This is a genomic window from Cylindrospermopsis raciborskii Cr2010, assembly GCF_003367075.2.
Classification (GTDB): Bacteria; Cyanobacteriota; Cyanobacteriia; order Cyanobacteriales; family Nostocaceae; genus Raphidiopsis; species Raphidiopsis raciborskii.
In genome coordinates, this window is sequence record NZ_CP065936.1 from 1,015,029 (window position 1) to 1,033,574 (window position 18,546).

Below are 18,546 nucleotides of genomic sequence, written 5' to 3' on the forward strand. Positions count from 1 at the left end.
GTTGGATAGCCAGCATTTATTATTGCTCTTCAAAACCCTCATATTAGTGCTTATACAAAAAAACATTGATATTTCCAATGAATTTCCGATCGCAAAAACCATATTCGTGACAATTGAGTTAGAATTATTAAAGGTTTGTTACAGAGCTGGCAAAAGACCCCCATTTCTGATATGCAAGCCCTATCTAGTTCTCAAATATAAAAACTCAAAAACTCACAAAGGCTCTCTATGACGCTCCCAATTCGTAACGTCGCCATTATCGCCCACGTTGACCACGGCAAAACTACCCTGGTTGATGCTCTCCTGAAACAGTCCGGCATTTTCCGCGAAGGCGAAGACGTTCCGGATTGTGTCATGGACTCCAATGATCTAGAGAGAGAGCGAGGCATTACTATTCTTTCCAAGAACACTGCGGTTAAGTATAAAGATACCCTAATCAATATTGTGGATACTCCCGGTCACGCTGACTTTGGTGGAGAGGTGGAACGGGTTCTGGGCATGGTTGATGGCTGTATACTAATTGTTGATGCCAATGAAGGACCAATGCCTCAAACCAGGTTTGTGTTGAAAAAGGCTTTGGAAAAGGGCTTACGTCCCATTGTGGTAATTAACAAAATCGACCGCGCTAAGGCTGATCCCCATGTGGCTGTTGATAAGGTTTTAGACCTGTTCCTGGAATTGGGTGCAGATGATGATCAGTGTGATTTTCCCTATCTATTCGCATCGGGAATGGCTGGTTATGCTAAAGAAACCCTGGAAGCAGAATCCGTAGACATGAAACCCTTGTTTGAGGCAATCTTACGCCACGTTCCCGCACCGGTGGGTGACCCCCTCAAACCACTCCAACTACAAGTTACCACCCTGGACTATTCGGAATATCTGGGACGGATTGTAATTGGTAGAATCCATAATGGTACTATTCGCGCTGGACAACAGGCAGCTTTAGTAACAGAAACTGGCAATATTGTCAAGTCCAAAATTTCTAAACTGATGGGATTTGAAGGCTTAAAGCGAGTAGAACTAGAAGAAGCTTCTGCTGGCTATATTGTGGCAGTAGCTGGTTTCGCAGATGCTTATATTGGAGAAACTATTACAGACCCCAATGAACCCCAGGCATTACCACTCATTAAAGTGGATGAACCAACCTTACAGATGACCTTCTGGGTAAATGATTCACCCTTTGCTGGACAGGAAGGTAAACTGGTCACATCTCGTCAAGTGCGCGATCGCCTGTTCCGCGAACTAGAAACCAACGTAGCTTTAAGGGTGGAAGAAACCGATTCACCTGATAAGTTCCACGTATCTGGTCGAGGTGAACTGCACTTGGGGATCTTGATTGAAACCATGCGTCGGGAAGGATATGAGTTCCAGGTTTCCCAACCTCAAGTAATCTACCGAGAAGTTAACGGTCAACCTTGTGAACCCTACGAACTGTTAGTATTAGACGTTCCCGCTGATGCTGTTGGTAGCTGTATAGAACGTTTGGGTCAACGTCGAGGAGAAATGCAAGATATGCAACCAAGAGCAGGCGATCGCACCCAATTAGAATTTGTGATTCCTGCTCGTGGTTTAATTGGGTTCCGGGGGGAATTTATGCGCATGACCCGTGGTGAAGGTATTATGAACCACAGTTTCCTGGACTATCGCCCCCTTTCTGGAGAAATTGAAGCCCGCAACAAAGGTGTGTTAATTGCCTTTGAAGAAGGTGTTTCCACATTTTACGCCATGAAAAACGCGGAAGACCGTGGTGTATTCTTTATTCATCCTGGAACCAAAGTCTACAAGGGTATGATTGTAGGTGAGCATAATCGTCCTCAAGACTTAGAACTGAATGTTTGTAAAACTAAGCAGTTAACTAACCACCGGGCATCGGGTGGGGACGAACTTGTGCAGTTACAAACACCAGTAGAAATGAGTTTAGAAAGGGCGTTAGAGTACATTGCTTCAGATGAGCTAGTAGAAGTAACACCCCAGTCCATACGTTTACGTAAGATGGTGAAGAAGCTGGCAAAACAAAGGTAAAATAATTGTGCCTCCCTACCTAAATCTGTAAAATACGGGCAAAGAAGTCAGGAATGGGGAGGACAATTAGTAATAATAAAGCTATTGCCATCAACCCTAAAAAATCTCTTTTGTTGTCTAATTCTGTAATATCATTGAGAGCTGGTTCATCAACTAGAGGAATAAACAATAACATAATTGCCCAGAATAAAAACTCTTGTCTAATAAAAGAAAGAATCAACAGAAGAAACCGAGCAAGTTGCCCGATTAACATGGCAGTTCTCTGACCAAACATGGCATGAACAATATGACCACCATCCAATTGACCCACGGGCATTAAATTTAAGGCTGTGACTATTAGACCTAAAAGTCCCGCTACGGCTACAGGATGCAAATCTAGGGCTGAGTTAGCTGTTAATTGACCACCCAATACCAATTTAGATAGTAGGGCTAATAATATTGAATAACGAGGATTCAATGCGTCAGGATTTAAAATTCCTGCCTGTTGACTAATAGTCACGATTTCTGAATTGGCTAAACCCCACAATAGTAAGGGTAAAGTTGCCAAAAAACCAGCCAATGGACCTGCTATACCCACGTCAAATAGAGCTTTTCGGTTGGGGATGGGACTTTTAATTTGAATAAATGCTCCAAATGTCCCCAAGAAAAAAGGTACGGGAATAAAATAGGGGAGGGTGGAATTGATTCTATACAATTTAGCAGTAAAATAGTGCCCCAGTTCATGAATACCCAAAATTGTCATTAACCCCAAAGCATAGGGTAAACCATAAATCATCAAAGACCAGTCAGCTTGTAATCTTCCTGCTTGAATTCCGGCAATTTGTACACCTATCCCAGTGGTGGTCACTAGGGTGAGTATTAATAGTGTTAATGCTGTGAACCCTTGGCGTAAATTGTCTTTTTCTCTCTCTTGTCTATTGCCCTGTTTGTTGGGAATTAGAACAAAGAATGGTTTGCCATCTGCTCCTTCTTGAAAAATGACCAAAAAGCGATCCGCAAATTCTCTTTCAATATTGGTCTTAATCTGCTGATAGGTTTCCTGGGGATTGCCTCGTAAATGTCCACGACATATTACTGCTTGAGGTCTATACTCAATACTATGAATATAATATAAGGACCAAGGAAAACAATTTCTCAGATTTGTCTCTTCTCCTATTTCAATTGGTCTCACTGGTGACTGCTGTGGTTCGCTATTACTTATTGATGTTGATTCCCTATTCTCAGTTTCTCTATTTCTTTGTCCCCTGTTTCCAGAAATAAACAAAATCCAACATAAGAACACACTTAAAAATACACACGCAACAATGAATACTAATGGCGGTGATTGGGTTGAACCATAGATAATTGTCCAAAGTTCCCAAATAATTGCTGGGGCCATTAATATCAACCATAATAACCAGACAGGAACGCGGGTTATATGGGAAAGGACGTTTCTCACTATAACATAGATAAACAGTCCTAATAACACTAGAAACCAAGATGTCATATTTTTTCAGATTTTTTCAGAGTTTGGGAGGTTCAGGATTTATCAGAAATATTGGACCCCAAATGATCTATATTTGAAATTGATTAATGAACACGATTAATCCAGTATAATTGCTCTTAATTATTTTTCGAATCGTTATCAACTTATGTCCTTAGCACCTCCAACATCTAGTAATACAATAAAACCTCCACAAATTATACTATCTCAAGATCCGGAGGAGGAAGCAACAGTATCACCAGATACAAAATTTACCAATTCCCAAAAGTCAACCAAAATTTTAGCCTTTCCCCCAAATCGGGAAACTTTGGGTGGAACCTCCTATTTGATTGTCAGGAATGGGGGTAATATCCTCATTGATTGTCCCGCTTGGGAACAAATAGCTGGGAATCAGACCTACCTGCAAAAGGGTGCGGTACGTTGGTTGTTTATTAGTCATCGCGGTGCTATGGGTAAGGTTGCCCAAATTCAACAAGCTCTTGACTGTGAAATTCTCATCCAAGAGCAGGAAGCCTATTTATTACCAGGTTTAACTCTCACCACTTTTAGTCAAGAACTGTCTGTTGATCACACCACACAATTAATCTGGACTCCAGGTCATTCCCCAGGATCCTCTTGTCTATACTATCGCGAATTTGGAGGAATTTTATTTTCCGGAAGACATTTAGTCCCTAATCCCCAAGCTCAACTAGCACCATTTCGCACTGCAACAACTTTCCATTGGCCTAGACAACTCAAAAGTCTTGCTAAACTATGCGATCGCTTTTCTCCTGATACATTACAATACATCTGTCCAGGTGCTCATATTGGCTTTCTCCGGGGAAGATCTATTCTGGACCAAGGATATGAGCTATTGATGAATGGATACCTTAATGCGCATCAAATATAGCTTATACTCTATAATCGATGGTTAATAATAGATTACTAATTATTGTATCAGTTGTAGGTGTGACCTTATCGGGATTAGCCACACTTATGATCAGTCATTGGGAAAAATCCAATCAGCAATTACGGTTCCAGCGACAAACTGAAAATCTAACCACAGCCTTACAACGTAGTTTAAATCGCTACATTGATATTATAGGATTTTTAGGAGACTATTACACCACAGATTATATACAAAAAGACAAAAAGCCAATTGATCGTTCATCCTTCAATAAATTTACCCATCGTTCAATCCAAATCTATTCTGGGATACAAGCTTTAGAATGGGCGCCTCTGATTTCCCACCAAGAGCGTTTTTCCTATGAAAAACAAATACAACTTGAAGGATACACAAATTTTCGCATTAGGGAATTAAACCAGCAAAATCAACTGGTAGTGGCTCAAAAACGTCCCTATTATTTTCCCGTAACTTATGTAGCGCCCTTCCAAGGTAATGAGTCTGCTTTCGGGTATGATCTTAATTCCCATCCTACTCGTAAAATAGCTATTAGTCAAGCTATTAAAACCAAACAGATAACCACTACTGGGAGAATTCGTTTGGTACAAGAAAGACGGGATCAATTTGGATTTTTAGTTTTTTTACCAGTGGATGATCCACAGTCTAAAGAGAAGATGACATTGCCAATTAGGGGAGTTTTAATAGGTGTGTTTCGGTTGTCAGACGTAGTTGAAGAGTCCCTGAAAAACTTGCGATATAGCATTAACTTTATCATCCAAGATCAGGATGCAAAGTCAGGAGAAAAATTTCTGGGTCAGTATGACGCCACCCGTAAAACAGTTGTCAACCAATCCATACCAGTCACCAGAAATATCTATCACTATTTTTTATGTTCCGATCCTCAAGTGTGTCAGAAAACTCTCAAAATGGGGCAACGAAAATGGAGGATTGAATTTTATCCATCACCAGATTATCCTGTAGAACAACCCTACACCACTTTTGCCACTCTTATTATAGGATGTTTAATAACCAGTAGCCTGGTATTTTTCTTATATATTTTAAATCGAGATTTAGAAAAAACTATAACTTTAAGTGAATTGAGATTTCGTTTTTTTTCCATGGCTTCCCATGAATTAAGAACTCCCTTGAGCACCATTTTATTATCTAGTGAAAGCCTGCAAATTAACTATGATCACCTGACAGAAACACAAAAACAATTTAATATTCAGCGTATTAACCTAACTGCTCGACAAATGAGCAGGCACATTAATGATTTATTACTTTTAAACAGATCCGAATTTCAAGAGTTAGAATTTCAACCTGAGATATTTAATTTAAAAGATTTTTGTCAGAAAATCATAGCAGAAATCCAGTTAACTACCGATCACCCTATTGAGTTAGAATTTTCTCCTAAATTAACCCAAGTATTCTTAGATAAAAAATTGCTTCGTTCTATTCTAATTAATCTTCTAGATAATGCCATTAAATATTCCCCAAGTGCAATTCCAGTCCAACTGAGAATTACCCGAGAGGAAAAAAAAATTATTTGGCAAATTCAAGACTCTGGTATTGGCATTTCTCCCGATGATAAACCTCATATCTATAACCCATTTTATCGAGGTAGTAATGTGGGAGAAATTGGGGGTACTGGATTGGGTCTAGCTATTGTCAGAGCTTGTATACAAAGACATAAGGGTGAATGGAAAATTGAAAGTGAACTAGGTCAAGGAACAGTGGTTATAGTGAAATTACCAATTTTTGAGTAGATCACTTATTGATGACATAATTGATCATACTTTCGCCATCCACCATAAATAGTAATTTCTTTTTGTCCTGCTACTAAAAAAGGCTCTGCTAACACTCCTAAAACTACTTTTTTATCATCCAACTCAATTTTACCCACACACAACCCTGGTGGTTCTTGTATTAAAATATCAGCAATTCCCCCTAAAGGAACTTGCCAAATCTCCACACTAATAGATTTACCTCCTTCCACATCACGAAGCATTCCCGGATATTGATCCTTAATTGACCATAGACGATAGCAGGGTGCTGTGAAAGATTCTCGGTCAAAAACCGCACCCACGTTCAGCAAATTATTATTTAATTTTAGTCCCCTCATTAGAGTACCATTTACAGCAAATTCAATCATATTACTTACCACTCCAGTGTATCAGACGCTTTTCTAGTCCTAAAAATAGCATGTTCAGCAGGTAGCCTAAACTCCCTGTAATTAAAATTGATGCGTACATGTCCCGAACATTTAAAATCTGTTGAGCATCAATAATGCGCTTTCCTAATCCTTGTTGACTACCAATAAACATCTCAGAAACAATCACAATCACAAGAGCAATACTAATTCCACTGCGCAGACCAATAAAAGTTTGTGGTAAACTCTCCAACAATAATACATCCTTGAAAATTTGCCAACGATTTGCTCCCATAACCCTAGCAGCTAAAATTCGAGATTGTTTGGCATGAATTACTCCGTAAGCACTATTGAAAACAATTAATAAAAAAGCACTAAATCCAGCAATTACCACCTTAGAAAAATCACTAATGCCAAAAAAGAGAATAAACAAGGGAATCAATGCACTAGCAGGTGTAGACCTAAAAAACTCAATTAAAAACTCCACACTACGATAGATTTTTTCAGAGCTTCCCAATCCCACACCTAGGGGAATGCCAAATAAGGTAGCTAGGAAAAAGGCACTAAATGTTCGTAAAACTGTGGTAGCTAAATCAGAGAACATGGAACCACCAAACAATCCCTCAATCAAGGTTTGGACTGTTGCTAAAGGAGTTGGTAGCAAAACAGGATTAACAAATCCCGATACAGCAATAAACCACCACAATCCAAAAAACAATAGAACACCAGTTAAAGGTAAACAACGGTTCAGGATTAAATCCAGGTTTAAAACTTGGTTTGAATTTTTGTTCTTGATGGAAAATGGGAAATTCATTTTTGCATTTCCTGACGAAAAATATCTAAACAATAACGACTGACTTCTACAAATTTATGAGAAGTTAGAGTTTCAGGTGTGCGAGGTCGAGGAGCATCAAAGGTCACCATTTCAACTACCCGGGTTGGACGTTTACTTAGTAATAAAATCTTATCAGCCAAAAAGATAGCCTCTTCTAGGTTATGTACAACCATCAACATAGGAATGGTGGTGGCCATAAAAATCTCTTGCAATTTATCCCGTACAAATAACGTAGTTTCAAAGTCTAAAGCTGAAAAGGGTTCATCTAAAAATAGCACCTCCGGTTGAGCAACTAACGCTCTGAGAATTGAAACTAACTGCTGCTGTCCACCAGAAAAACTATAGGGATATCGTTTTAGATCTAAGCAAATATTGAAAGTCTCAATTAAATGCTCTACAGAATGACGACACTCCCGTTCAGAAATACCTTTAACACGAAGTGGATAGGCAATATTATCGTAAGCACTCATCCAGGGAAAAAGAGAGTCTCGGTAATTTTGAAATACATAGCCAATCCGAGTCCGCTGAATGGGTTTACCATGGATTTTGATTTCACCTTGATCCACCGGAATTAAACCACTCATCATATTGATTAAAGTAGATTTACCACACCCATTAGGACCAAAAATCGAGACTAATTGATGATTGGCTAGGTTGAGATCAAAGTTTTTGTATACAGGTTGCCCAGCAAAGGACTTACACAACCCTTTGACCGTGATAAATTCTTCCGATTTTGCTGTCTTTGTCTGTAGAAGTGAATCCATGATTATCTTCAATTATTGCTGAATAATGGCTTTAGCCAGAATGGGTTGATGGCGTGAATCCTTACGAATTTTTATATAACAGATTACTCACATCTACTTTTTTGGAAAAGACTTTTTTATCAGTCATAAAATCGAAGAATTTTTGGAAGTAGTTAATATCCTCAGCGGTAAATTCATCATACATGGTGTAGGTAATTAGTGGCACTTTTTGTACTAAGTCCCCAGAGATGGCTGTATATCCAACTAAGTATTGTCGCACTGCATCCGGTTGGTTTTTAATATCCGCAATAGCTCGACGATAAGCTTGTATATAAGATTGGGTAGACTTGGGATAGGTTTGCAAAAATTGAGTGCTTAAAACCGCCGCACCACCAAACCAGGGTGCTTTAGGATCTCCTAGGATATATTTCGACACCACACCATTTTCTAAAATTCTGGTGATACCTTTCATATCCCCAACCGTACCTGTAGGTTCTAAAGTATAAGCAGCATCTATTTGTCCTGATTCAATTGCTGCTACGTGTTGGCGTATCTCTAACTGTTGGATTTCTGGTTTTTCAACCCCTGCTGCGGCTAAAATAGCTTGAGCAATGGCTAGATTTTGCGCTCCCGGTCCTGTGGCAAACTTTTTATTTTTTAAATCGGCAACAGATTTAATAGGGCTGTTTTTACCAACCACAACTTGATCTAGTTTATAATCCACATTACTGGGATTAGCTGCAATAATTTTAAACAGACCCGGTGAAGTAATTTCAGACAGGCCCAATACACCACTGGCCACTCCATTACCCGTACCCTGTAATCTACTAGCAATTAAAGCCTCAGCTACTTGATTGGGAGAAGCAAATTGAGCTACTTCCACGTTGAGACCCGCTTCTTTAAAGTAGCCTTTTTTATCCGCTACAAATAAGGGTAACCCAGAAGCTACAGGCCAAAACCCAATGGTGATTTTACCAGGATTCTCACTAGTATCCGGGGTGGATTTGGAATTCCCTTGGGTACAACCATGGGTCGCAAGTGCTAAGGTAGCACCACCACCCAGATAAAGTAAGTGTCTTCTGCGCATTGCTTTTGATTTCTATGATGTGTTGATGAAGTCAATATTACAAGGTTAGGGTAAATATTTAGGGGAGATTTGGTGGAGAAATCGGGGAAAATGTCATCTTTTGGTAACAACATGGTTATTCCGTATTATTATTTATTCTAAACGTTTAGCACTCCTCCAAGATTTCCCATAAGCCAAAGGTGAGATAAAGGATACTTTTGGTTGAGTTGAATTAGTTCCGGTGTTAACTCAAGGCGACGAATATTTGTTTGACCATGCTAGAATCATAAGCAGTCAGTTTATTTTAATTCTAGATGACCAATCAGTTTTATACGATAAAAGACAAGACCAAATAAATAAAGTTACAAGCGCAATTAATTTGTCAACTTGTATAGATTAATAATATATACTACACACACAATATTGTGGTATGATCGAAAGGTGAAACCTGGGGGAATATTATGAACAGAGAACTAGAAGCTCAAGAGTCAAAAATTCAGGATGTACAAGCACCAATTACTGCTGCATCACCGGAAGTAAAACAGATAATAGAAAAAGTGTGTAGATTAGAAAAATCGCGACTGGCCAGAAAAAGCAAGGGTGCAGTTAATGAAGACATTTTAGCAATAATTAAAGAAGCGGTAAAATAAGTAGTGTAGCAATGAAACTAACTTCGATTAAATTTTGTAATTTTCGTTCCTTTTATGGACAAACACCAGAAATTGCCATAGCAGGTGGAGAGTTTCAGAATACCACCATAATTCATGGTAATAATGGTGCGGGAAAAACCAGTTTATTAAATGGATTTACCTGGGTGCTATATGAAAAATTTACAGCTGCTTTCGCGGTGACAGAGCAGCTGGTTAATAAACGTGCGATTTCAGAAGTAGGAGAGGATCAAGCTGTAGAATGTTGGGTAGAAGTAGGTTGGGAACATGAAGGAGTTCGCTACCGGGCAAAACGTAACTGTCGGGTTTATAAAAATCCCACTAGTATTGATGCTACCAAAACTAAATTAACAATTCAAATTGTGGGGGATGATGGCAAGTGGTATTTTCCCATTGAACAACCGGAGGAAATAATCAATAATATATTGCCTGTAAGTTTACATCAATACTTCTTTTTTGATGGAGAAAGAATAGAAGAAATTGTCCGCTCTGATAAAAAAGCTGAAATTGCTGAAGCCACGGAAATATTTTTAGGTGTTAAGGTAATTGATCTGGCGACAAAACATTTAAAGGAGGCTAAAAAAACTTTAGATAGTGAATTGGCAGCTATTGGAGATGCGGAAACTAAACAATTATTAAAACAGCAAAGTAAACTAGAAAAAGAAATTAGTAAAATTTCCCAAAGACAAACGGAAATAGCTGAAGATTTAGAAAGTCAACAAGTTTTTAAAAAAGATATCAGCGCCAGATTGGTAGAATTAAGTTCAGTTAGGGATTTACAAGAAAGAAGGGAAAGGCTAGAAAATCAAAAACGCAATAATTATGATGAATTAAAAAAAACTAAAGAGGGTTTGAAAAAAGCTATTTCCAAACAGGCATACACATTATTATTAAGTGAGACAACAGTTAAATTCAGACAGATTATTGTTGCTTTTAAACAGCGCGGGCAATTAAAATCTGGTATTTCCAGAGAATTTGTCAGCGAACTGATGAAAAGTGGTAGGTGTATTTGTGGCGCAGAATTAAAAGAAGGAGGGAATGGACATTTTCACGTTAAATCACTGTTGAGAAAAACCGGATCTTCTTCCGTGGAAGAAACTGCAATTAGAATGGGAGCGCAAATAGATGATCTGGAAAAACAAGCTCAATTATTTTTAGAGATGATCAATCGAGAACAACAAAGAATCTATCAGTTAAAGACATCACTTTCTGACATAGAGATGAATTTAGATAGCATTGAGGAGATTTTGCGGAAAGACCCAAATGAAGACATTAGCGGTTTACAAAAGAGATTGGATGAAATAGAAGCAAGAATTGACGATTTAAATCGGGAGCAAGGAGCAAACCAAAAAGAAATTTCTCACCTCAATACAGAAATTGATATTGTAGTCAAACAAATTGCCAAGCAAAAACAAAATGAAGGAAGACAGATTTTGGCACAGCGTCGAATTATTGCTACCCAAGATGCTATTGACATATTAACTGAAGTGAAAAATAGACAAGAAAAGCAATTTAGATTGCAATTAGAAAAAAGAGTGCAAGAAATATTCTCAGAAATTTCCGTTACACCATATATTCCCAAAATTAGCGAAAAATATGAACTGACCTTAGTAGAGAATACAACCGGAATAGAAGCTGCTGTTGCAGCATCTACCGGGGAAAATCAAATTCTGAGTTTATCATTTATCGCCAGTATTATTGATAAAGTAAGGGAATGGAGTGAAAAGAAAAAAATCATGATGGTTCCCGATAGTAGTACCTTCCCCATAGTAATGGACTCACCCTTTGGCAGTTTAGATGCTAACTCTCGTCGTCATATTGCACAAACCATTCCCAAGTTGGCAAATCAGTTAGTAGTGCTGGTGACTAAGACCCAATGGAGAGAGGAAGTTGAGTCCGAGATTATGGAGCGAATTGGTAAGGAATATGTGTTGACCTATTATTCTTCTAAAACCAACTGTGAAGAGGACTTTTTGCAAATAGGTAGGGAGAAGTATTACCTAACTCGTCAAAGTTCTAATGGTTTCGAGTACAGTGAAATTGTAGAAGTAGAAAGGAGTTAATTTTTTTCTGGTTATGGCTGAAACTAGTAGAATTAGAATTGCTGGGGATAAAGCCGATTTTGTCAAGGCTTTGGTTGCTAATGATGGGGCCCAGGGTCCCTTTCAGACCTTTGCTGATGTGATTGCTTTTGCTGCTGCTTTAGGTATTAAATATCAGAAGCGTATTCCATTTGAAGAAATCTCTAAAAGGGATCCTTCTCCCATCAGATTAGAGGTTTTTGCAACATCAGGATATGATGTGTTGATCAAATTACTGGCAATTGTAGAAACGGAGAACATTCAACTTTTATCACCTAATAATGACGAAGAAGAAAAACAACGTAATCAAATTTTTGAAGAATATGCTAATGGAGGGTTAGAGATTTTAGAGACTCAAATCAGAGGATCCGTCGATTATACGGAGAGAATTCTATTGTTTTTACAGCGTGAACATCAAACAATTGATGGGGAAGATGGAGAATTTGATCTCTCTAGATTTTTATCCTAGTCTCCCCCATTTGTAATCTAAGTGGGTGATTGGAATTAAATATAAGATGAACGTAGAACGTAGGTTGGGTTGAAGTATGAAACCCAACACCCCCATGGGTTACCCTACCGCTAACCCATCCTACAAATAATTACGCCTCCCTACTTATATGGATGGAAGTCCTACCTCTTGAGCACTAACCCAGTTCCCATCAAAGTCAATAGCACGATCTTCCGTGGTTCTAGCACTTGCTATTGCTTTGCGTAGTTCTGCAATTTCCATCTGGTCTTTGATTTCTCCCAATAGATAAATTAATAATTTTACTGCCAATTCTTTTTTAGACACTTGAACCCGCTTTTTATTCGGATCATATAAAACTCCATACCATAGAGAATTAGGAAACTCCATTTGACTAAAACCACCCTGAAGATCAAATTTTTGCAACTTTTTAAAAATGTTTTCTAATAAGAGACCATTTTTAAAAACTAAAATTCCTAAAGCTTCTGCTAAGGCAACTTGTGCCACAGGACGAAATAAAATATTGCCCTCACCACCAACTTTTTCAAAACTGAATCGCCGTAAAACAGTTGTATCTTCATGATCTAAAATCTTATAACTAGGGAGGGTGGCTAAATGGTCAAATAGCTGTTCAAATTCCCTAATTCCTTCTGCTAACTCGTCAGGGTCTGGACGCATGGGAATCAATCCCTTAATTTGGGGTTGCCAATGGGGAAATTTGTATCCTAAATATTTAGTTGACATATCTTGTAAGGCTTGTAATGTGGTCAATACGGTGGAATTAGCTGCTACTGTGGCGCTGTTCCAGTTAATCCGAGGTTTCCGATTCTCTCTGTGCGCTAACAGGGGATGACTTACTGCTATTTTTCTGGCTACAATTGCAAAACCATTATCTTCATTTAATTGGATCAGTTGACCTTTAGTCAAGGGGGTAGCCATTAAATTCACATGCACAAAAATTGATCTGACTCTCTGTTTGGCTTCTGAGTAGGTTTCTCCACTATTGACTGCACAAATAAATTCAATTCCAATTTTTTCCTGGGGTAATTGTTTGAGATAGTCAATATTAATCCTATATTGGTCTACCAACTCTGACAGATCTATATAACTATCAGTGGGGATTTTATCTCGGTTATATTTTGTTATTCTTCCATTTTCTAACAGTTCTAATAAACCCTGAACTCCCATTAATCTATGTTGACCGTCTAAAGCATAGATATTTACATCTTTTTCTGCTACATTCAATAAACCAATATGACCATTTGCATCTAAAGGGGTAAAATCAGTAGTTGCTTTTTTGGCGCGTCCCTCCCCACCCCATAATTCTGATTTTGCATCATTCGCCCAGGGTTGATTGATTACAACTAGTACTGGTGGAAACTTATGATTTCTATGTATAGTTAGATATTGTAATAATGAAGCTTGACGTGACCAATCTAAAGAACGCTGTTGAATCTGCTCAATACTATCCGCGTCAATTTCAATGTTGTCTGTAACCGGATTATATTTATTTTGCAATATCGGTAGAGTAGAAGCGAACTCAACCTTTTTTGCAAACCATTCCAAAGTAACTGAGCCTAGATAAGCGGTAACATCACCCATTTTCGTTTGTTGAACTATAATTTGAGATGGAAGTTGAGGGGGTTGACCTACTGGGTACTGAGGAAAAATGCTACGGTTATCTTGAGGTATTTTTGCCATGAAGTTAATTTTTTAAAAACTTAATTGGAGATTAGGTTGTCTATTTTGCCAAAATATTACATACTAGTACGAAACTATAGTTGTCAATACTTTCTAGAAATTTCCCTTGTAAAGGTCTGATTTACATTCCCGACCTTGAATTCCCACAGAATTCATCGGTGAATTGATAAGATCATCAGCAATTGTTTTCCCAATTATCCCTCCTAATTACAACAATTATCCCCAATTACAACCATGGTGACATCAGAAAGTAAAACCCCGCCGAATCGAACTGTAGCTGAGCTGGTGGAGAATATTCTAGTTCTTACGAAAGAAATTCAGCAATTATACTGTTTGGACGACATACCCTGGGTGGTTGGTTATTCTGGAGGAAAAGACAGTACGGCAATCTTACAACTGATTTGGAATGCTATTTCTGATTTACCACCAGAAAAAAGAACTAAGACCATTCACGTCATTACCACAGACACAGGCGTAGAGAATCCTTATGTTTCCGCTTGGGTACGTGCTTCTCATGAAAATATCAAAAAAGCTGCCCAAGAACAGCAAGTTCCCATGCAAGCTCACCTTTTACAACCAGAAACAAAGGAGACATATTGGGTGGGTCTAATTGGTAAGGGATATCCTGCTCCCCGTCAAAAATTTCGCTGGTGTACTGAACGCCTAAAAATCAGCCCATCTAACCGTTTTATTCGTGATATGGTTAGGGAAAGTGGAGAAACAATCCTGGTTCTGGGTATTCGCAAGACCGAAAGTAAAAATCGTGCTGCTACCATGAAAAAAATGGAGGCTAAAAGACTGCGCGATCGCCTGAGTCCCAATGGCAATTTACCCAATTCCCTGGTTTACAGTCCCATAGAAGATTGGCGGACTGATGAAGTTTGGCTATATTTGATGCAGTGGGATAATCCTTGGGGGCACAGTAATAAGGATCTATTTGTGATGTATAGGCAATCAACGGAAGACAATGAATGCCCATTGGTTGTTGACACATCTACTCCTAGTTGTGGCAGTTCTCGTTTTGGTTGTTGGGTTTGTACCCTAGTTGATCGTGATGTATCCCTGAGTGCAATGATTCAAAATGATCAAGAAAAAGAGTGGATGCAACCAATAGTTGAGTTTAGGAAGGAATTAGATATTGAAAATGACAGAGAAAAAAGGGATTTTCGTCGCATTTGGGGGGAAGTTCAATTATTTGAACGGAACAGAAATGGGGAAATGTCGGTTGAACCCATACCTGGGCCATATACAAAATATTGGCGAGAATACTGGTTAAGAAAATTATTAACAGCACAAAAAGAAATGAGAGAGAATGCACCAGAAAACATGGCCAATATCACCCTAATCTCAATGGAAGAACTGAGTGAAATTCGCCGTATCTGGCTGGAAGAAAAACACGAATTTGACGACAGTTTACCCCAAATATATGAACAAGTGACAGGAGAAAAATTTAAAGATTCTCGACCTGGCGCAGATTATAGTCTATTAGGTGGGGATGAGTGGGAGGTGTTAGAACAAATCTGTGCGGGTAACTCTATGGAATTAGAGCTGATGGCAAAGTTACTAGACACGGAAAGACAATTCAAGAAAAAAACCCGCCGAGTAGGGATTTTTGAAACTTTAGAAAAGTGCTTTGAAACTAGTTCCCGTTCCCAACAAGAGGCTATTGATTATGCTCATTTTAAAAGAGATCTACGTCTAGCAGCTAGTGAAGGCAATGTAGCAACAATTCGTCAGGCATTTAAACAATTAGATATACCACGGGTGCAAGAGCAAAATAACACTGAGTATAACACTGAAAATAAGACCGAAGATAAAAAACCCCTAGAGCAACCACTGAGTTTTGCGAGCATGAAATATAGAAAGTATGAATATAAGCAAGAAGAATAGATTCTTAGATTATTAGTTTGCCATCTTGATTTTTGAACTGCTGGAATTATGATTTTTTTAGAACTTGTACTGCAAAACTTTGGTCCTTATGCTGGTAAGCAAGTGATTAATTTGGATACCAGAATCGATCAGAATAACATTCGTCCAATTATTCTTTTGGGGGGGATGAACGGAGGAGGAAAAACCACCCTGATGGATGCTATTCGCTTGGCATTATATGGAGCAAGGGCCCAATGTTCCACCAGGGGAAATTTAAGTTATGGTGACTTTCTCACCCAGTGTGTGAATAACAAAGCTGACCCGATTAATAAAACCAGAATCGAGTTGGTTTTTGAACACATTGAAGATGATAAACCCGTGAGGTATCGGGTAGTGAGAACTTGGGAAAAAAACCCCAAGGATGGTAAAGATTCCCTGGGAATTTTGGGGGATGACGAAACCTGGCCCCAGTCTTTAGCCAATATCTGGGACGAATACATAGAAAATATATTGCCCTTGGGTATTTCTAATTTATTTTTATTTGATGGTGAGCAGGTCAAGGAACTAGCAGAACAGGAAGTTCCTCCTCCCATAGTGGTGGATGCAATTAATGGACTCTTGGGATTGGAGTTAGTAGATAAATTGTCCTTAGATTTGGAAATATTAGTCAATCGCAAAAAAAAGGAAAATGCTGATGATCAGGATTTGGCTAAGTTGGAAGAATTGGAAACCCGTTTGCATAAACAAATGGAGCAAAAAAATTCTCAAAAATCTCAGTTGCAAGACCTAGAGGAGCAGGTAAAAAATTTAAAAGTTAAATATGAGGAAGCCCTAAATAAGTATATATCAGAAGGTGGCAAAATTGCCGGGGAACGCAGTCAACTGGATAGGGAGAGGGAAACTCAGGTTGGCAAGGTGGAAAATCTACGGAAAACTTTATGCGAATTGGCTGAGGGTGTGTTACCTTTACAGTTAATTAGTAATTTATTATCTCAAGTCCAGATCCAGGGTGAAAAAGAGTTAAGACTTCAACAAATACAGTTACAAAATCAAGTGGCTAGAGATATTTTAATTACTAGAGATAAAAGATTGGTTTCCTTCCTCCATCAATTGAATCTAAAACTGGAAACAATCACCAGTATTGAAAATTTCCTGCTTCAGGATATTGATAGTTTATATATGGATTTATCTACTAAATTGTATGATAATAAAACAGTTAAAGCCAATGTGAAAGCCAATAATGCCAATAATTATGAAGGGTCTTTCTTACATGCAGACGAAGAAACTTTAAGTTCTTTAGATCGTCTGATCTATGGCTTGCCAACAGTCCAAAATAACGCCAAAAACCACCTGCTCGAACTGCGCAATTGTCTAGAATTAATTGTCAGCCTAGATAGGCAAATTCAAGCTGCTGCTCCACCAGAAGCATACATCAAACTACAAAAAATCCGAGAACTGGCTGAAAAAGAATGGAGTCGAGCAAATACCAATTTGGAAATACTCAATCGTCAGTTCATCAATTTAACTACCACCATTGATAAAACCAAACGAGAGTTGAATAGTTATACCGACAAAAATCTTAAATATCAAAGTAATCAACATTTGATTGCTTCAGTCCATAGAGTACAAGAAAATTTAAAGTTGTTTAAAGAAAAACTAACTTTAAGGAAATTAAATAAATTAGAAGAAGAAGTAAAAAACTGTTTTTTGTATTTACTACATAAATCATATTTGGTCTATAGAGTGGGAATTGATGCTAAAAGTTTCCAACTCTCATTGTATGATCTCCACGGTAAATTAGTCCCTAAACATAGACTATCCGCAGGAGAAAAACAACTCTTGGCGATCGCCTTTTTATGGGGTTTAGCAAAAGTGTCTGGAAAACAACTACCGGTGGCAATTGACACCCCCCTAGGAAGACTAGATTCATCCCATAGAAATAACCTACTGGAAAGATATTTCCCCACAGCAAGCCATCAAGTAATTTTACTATCCACAGATACAGAAATAGCCAGGAAAGAAATAGCAATACTCAGAGAACATCAGGCGATCGCACGAGAATATATTTTAGAGTATGATTCAGGAAAAAGAGAAACAACCATCAAAGAGGGATATTTTTGGTAATTAGGTAAGAGAGTTAATATCATACCAGGTATGAAAATGGAATCACCCATAGAAAGAATTAAACTATCGCAGACGGCCAAGGATCAACTGTTGAAATTAAAACGTGTCACCCGTATAGAACAATGGAATATACTATGTCGGTGGGCGTTTTGTCGTTCTCTAGCTGAAACCAGTCCCCCATCACCCATACCCATACCCCAAGACAGTAATGTAGAGCTGACGTGGAAAGTATTTGGGGGAGAAATAGCAGATATTTTGCTGTTAGCACTAAAACAACGGTGTAATAACGACGGTTTAGGAACAGACTCAGAAACCCTAATCACCCAATTTCGCTTGCACCTACATAGAGGTATAGGATATTTAGCAGGGGATCCAAATATTAAGAGTATTGAAGATTTCATAGATCTGACTAGCAAGAATGTGAAAAGCTAGTAATAATCTAGTTGATCAACCATA

15 protein-coding genes are annotated in these 18,546 nt (G+C 38.3%); 9 read left to right on the forward strand and 6 right to left on the reverse strand.

The annotated features are described in order from the left end of the window. Positions 1-228 precede the first annotated feature (228 nt). On the forward strand, positions 229-2,022 hold the full coding sequence (gene typA, locus C6N34_RS04660) for a translational GTPase TypA (RefSeq protein ID WP_115538309.1): 1,794 nt from the start codon (positions 229-231) through the stop codon (positions 2,020-2,022). 19 nt (positions 2,023-2,041) lie between these two features. On the opposite strand, the gene C6N34_RS04665 is transcribed toward typA, so the two are convergent. Then, a complete protein-coding gene (locus C6N34_RS04665) occupies positions 2,042-3,508 on the reverse strand; it encodes a site-2 protease family protein (RefSeq protein ID WP_115538310.1) in 1,467 nt (488 codons plus the stop codon). A 145-nt stretch (positions 3,509-3,653) separates the two neighbouring features. Between C6N34_RS04665 and C6N34_RS04670 the strand changes: the two genes are divergently transcribed. Both C6N34_RS04670 and C6N34_RS04675 read left to right on the forward strand, forming a co-directional pair. Next, positions 3,654-4,394: an MBL fold metallo-hydrolase gene (locus C6N34_RS04670; protein WP_115538311.1), complete on the forward strand. Its 741-nt coding sequence runs from the start codon at positions 3,654-3,656 to the stop codon at positions 4,392-4,394. Between the two features lie 17 nt (positions 4,395-4,411). Then, positions 4,412-6,154 (forward strand): CHASE domain-containing sensor histidine kinase, encoded by a 1,743-nt coding sequence (locus C6N34_RS04675; RefSeq protein ID WP_115538312.1) that lies wholly within the window; start codon positions 4,412-4,414, stop codon positions 6,152-6,154. Between the two features lie 5 nt (positions 6,155-6,159). On the opposite strand, the gene C6N34_RS04680 is transcribed toward C6N34_RS04675, so the two are convergent. The 4 genes from C6N34_RS04680 to C6N34_RS04695 form a co-directional block, all read right to left on the reverse strand. After that, positions 6,160-6,540 (reverse strand): allophanate hydrolase-related protein, encoded by a 381-nt coding sequence (locus tag C6N34_RS04680; RefSeq protein WP_115538313.1) that lies wholly within the window; start codon positions 6,538-6,540, stop codon positions 6,160-6,162. A gap of 1 nt (position 6,541) precedes the next feature. Continuing rightward, the gene (locus C6N34_RS04685) at positions 6,542-7,351 is read right to left on the reverse strand and encodes an ABC transporter permease (RefSeq protein WP_115538314.1); all 810 of its coding nucleotides are present in this window, start codon (positions 7,349-7,351) and stop codon (positions 6,542-6,544) included. Next, positions 7,348-8,136 (reverse strand): ABC transporter ATP-binding protein, encoded by a 789-nt coding sequence (locus C6N34_RS04690; RefSeq protein WP_057177275.1) that lies wholly within the window; start codon positions 8,134-8,136, stop codon positions 7,348-7,350. Before C6N34_RS04690 ends, C6N34_RS04685 begins: the two co-directional genes overlap by 4 nt. A 61-nt stretch (positions 8,137-8,197) precedes the next feature. After that, complete coding sequence (locus C6N34_RS04695) at positions 8,198-9,202, reverse strand: ABC transporter substrate-binding protein (RefSeq protein WP_115538315.1); 1,005 nt, start codon at positions 9,200-9,202, stop codon at positions 8,198-8,200. A 440-nt stretch (positions 9,203-9,642) separates the two neighbouring features. On the opposite strand from C6N34_RS04695, the gene C6N34_RS04700 reads away from it, so the two are divergent. Genes C6N34_RS04700 through C6N34_RS04710 form a run of 3 tightly spaced genes read left to right on the forward strand, consistent with a single transcriptional unit; the run spans position 9,643 to position 12,399 of the window. Further along, positions 9,643-9,831 (forward strand): hypothetical protein, encoded by a 189-nt coding sequence (locus tag C6N34_RS04700; protein WP_057177277.1) that lies wholly within the window; start codon positions 9,643-9,645, stop codon positions 9,829-9,831. Between the two features lie 11 nt (positions 9,832-9,842). Then, positions 9,843-11,912 carry an AAA family ATPase gene (locus C6N34_RS04705; protein WP_115538316.1) on the forward strand — a complete coding sequence of 690 codons (2,070 nt, stop codon included), beginning with the start codon at positions 9,843-9,845 and terminating at the stop codon, positions 11,910-11,912. A 13-nt stretch (positions 11,913-11,925) separates the two neighbouring features. Beyond that, positions 11,926-12,399, forward strand: coding sequence for a DNA phosphorothioation-associated protein 4 (locus C6N34_RS04710; protein ID WP_096545329.1), 474 nt, complete (start codon positions 11,926-11,928; stop codon positions 12,397-12,399). A gap of 144 nt (positions 12,400-12,543) precedes the next feature. Here the strand turns inward: C6N34_RS04710 and C6N34_RS04715 are convergent, their stop codons facing one another. After that, positions 12,544-14,097, reverse strand: coding sequence for a DGQHR domain-containing protein (locus tag C6N34_RS04715; protein ID WP_115538317.1), 1,554 nt, complete (start codon positions 14,095-14,097; stop codon positions 12,544-12,546). A gap of 234 nt (positions 14,098-14,331) precedes the next feature. Between C6N34_RS04715 and dndC the strand changes: the two genes are divergently transcribed. Genes dndC through dndE form a run of 3 tightly spaced genes read left to right on the forward strand, consistent with a single transcriptional unit; the run spans position 14,332 to position 18,522 of the window. Beyond that, positions 14,332-15,987 (forward strand): DNA phosphorothioation system sulfurtransferase DndC, encoded by a 1,656-nt coding sequence (gene dndC / locus C6N34_RS04720; protein WP_115538318.1) that lies wholly within the window; start codon positions 14,332-14,334, stop codon positions 15,985-15,987. Between the two features lie 48 nt (positions 15,988-16,035). Next, positions 16,036-18,090, forward strand: a complete 2,055-nt coding sequence (gene dndD, locus C6N34_RS04725) for a DNA sulfur modification protein DndD (RefSeq protein ID WP_115538319.1) — start codon at positions 16,036-16,038, stop codon at positions 18,088-18,090. A 36-nt stretch (positions 18,091-18,126) separates the two neighbouring features. Beyond that, positions 18,127-18,522: a DNA sulfur modification protein DndE gene (gene dndE, locus C6N34_RS04730; RefSeq protein WP_057177283.1), complete on the forward strand. Its 396-nt coding sequence runs from the start codon at positions 18,127-18,129 to the stop codon at positions 18,520-18,522. Positions 18,523-18,546: the final 24 nt, after the last annotated feature.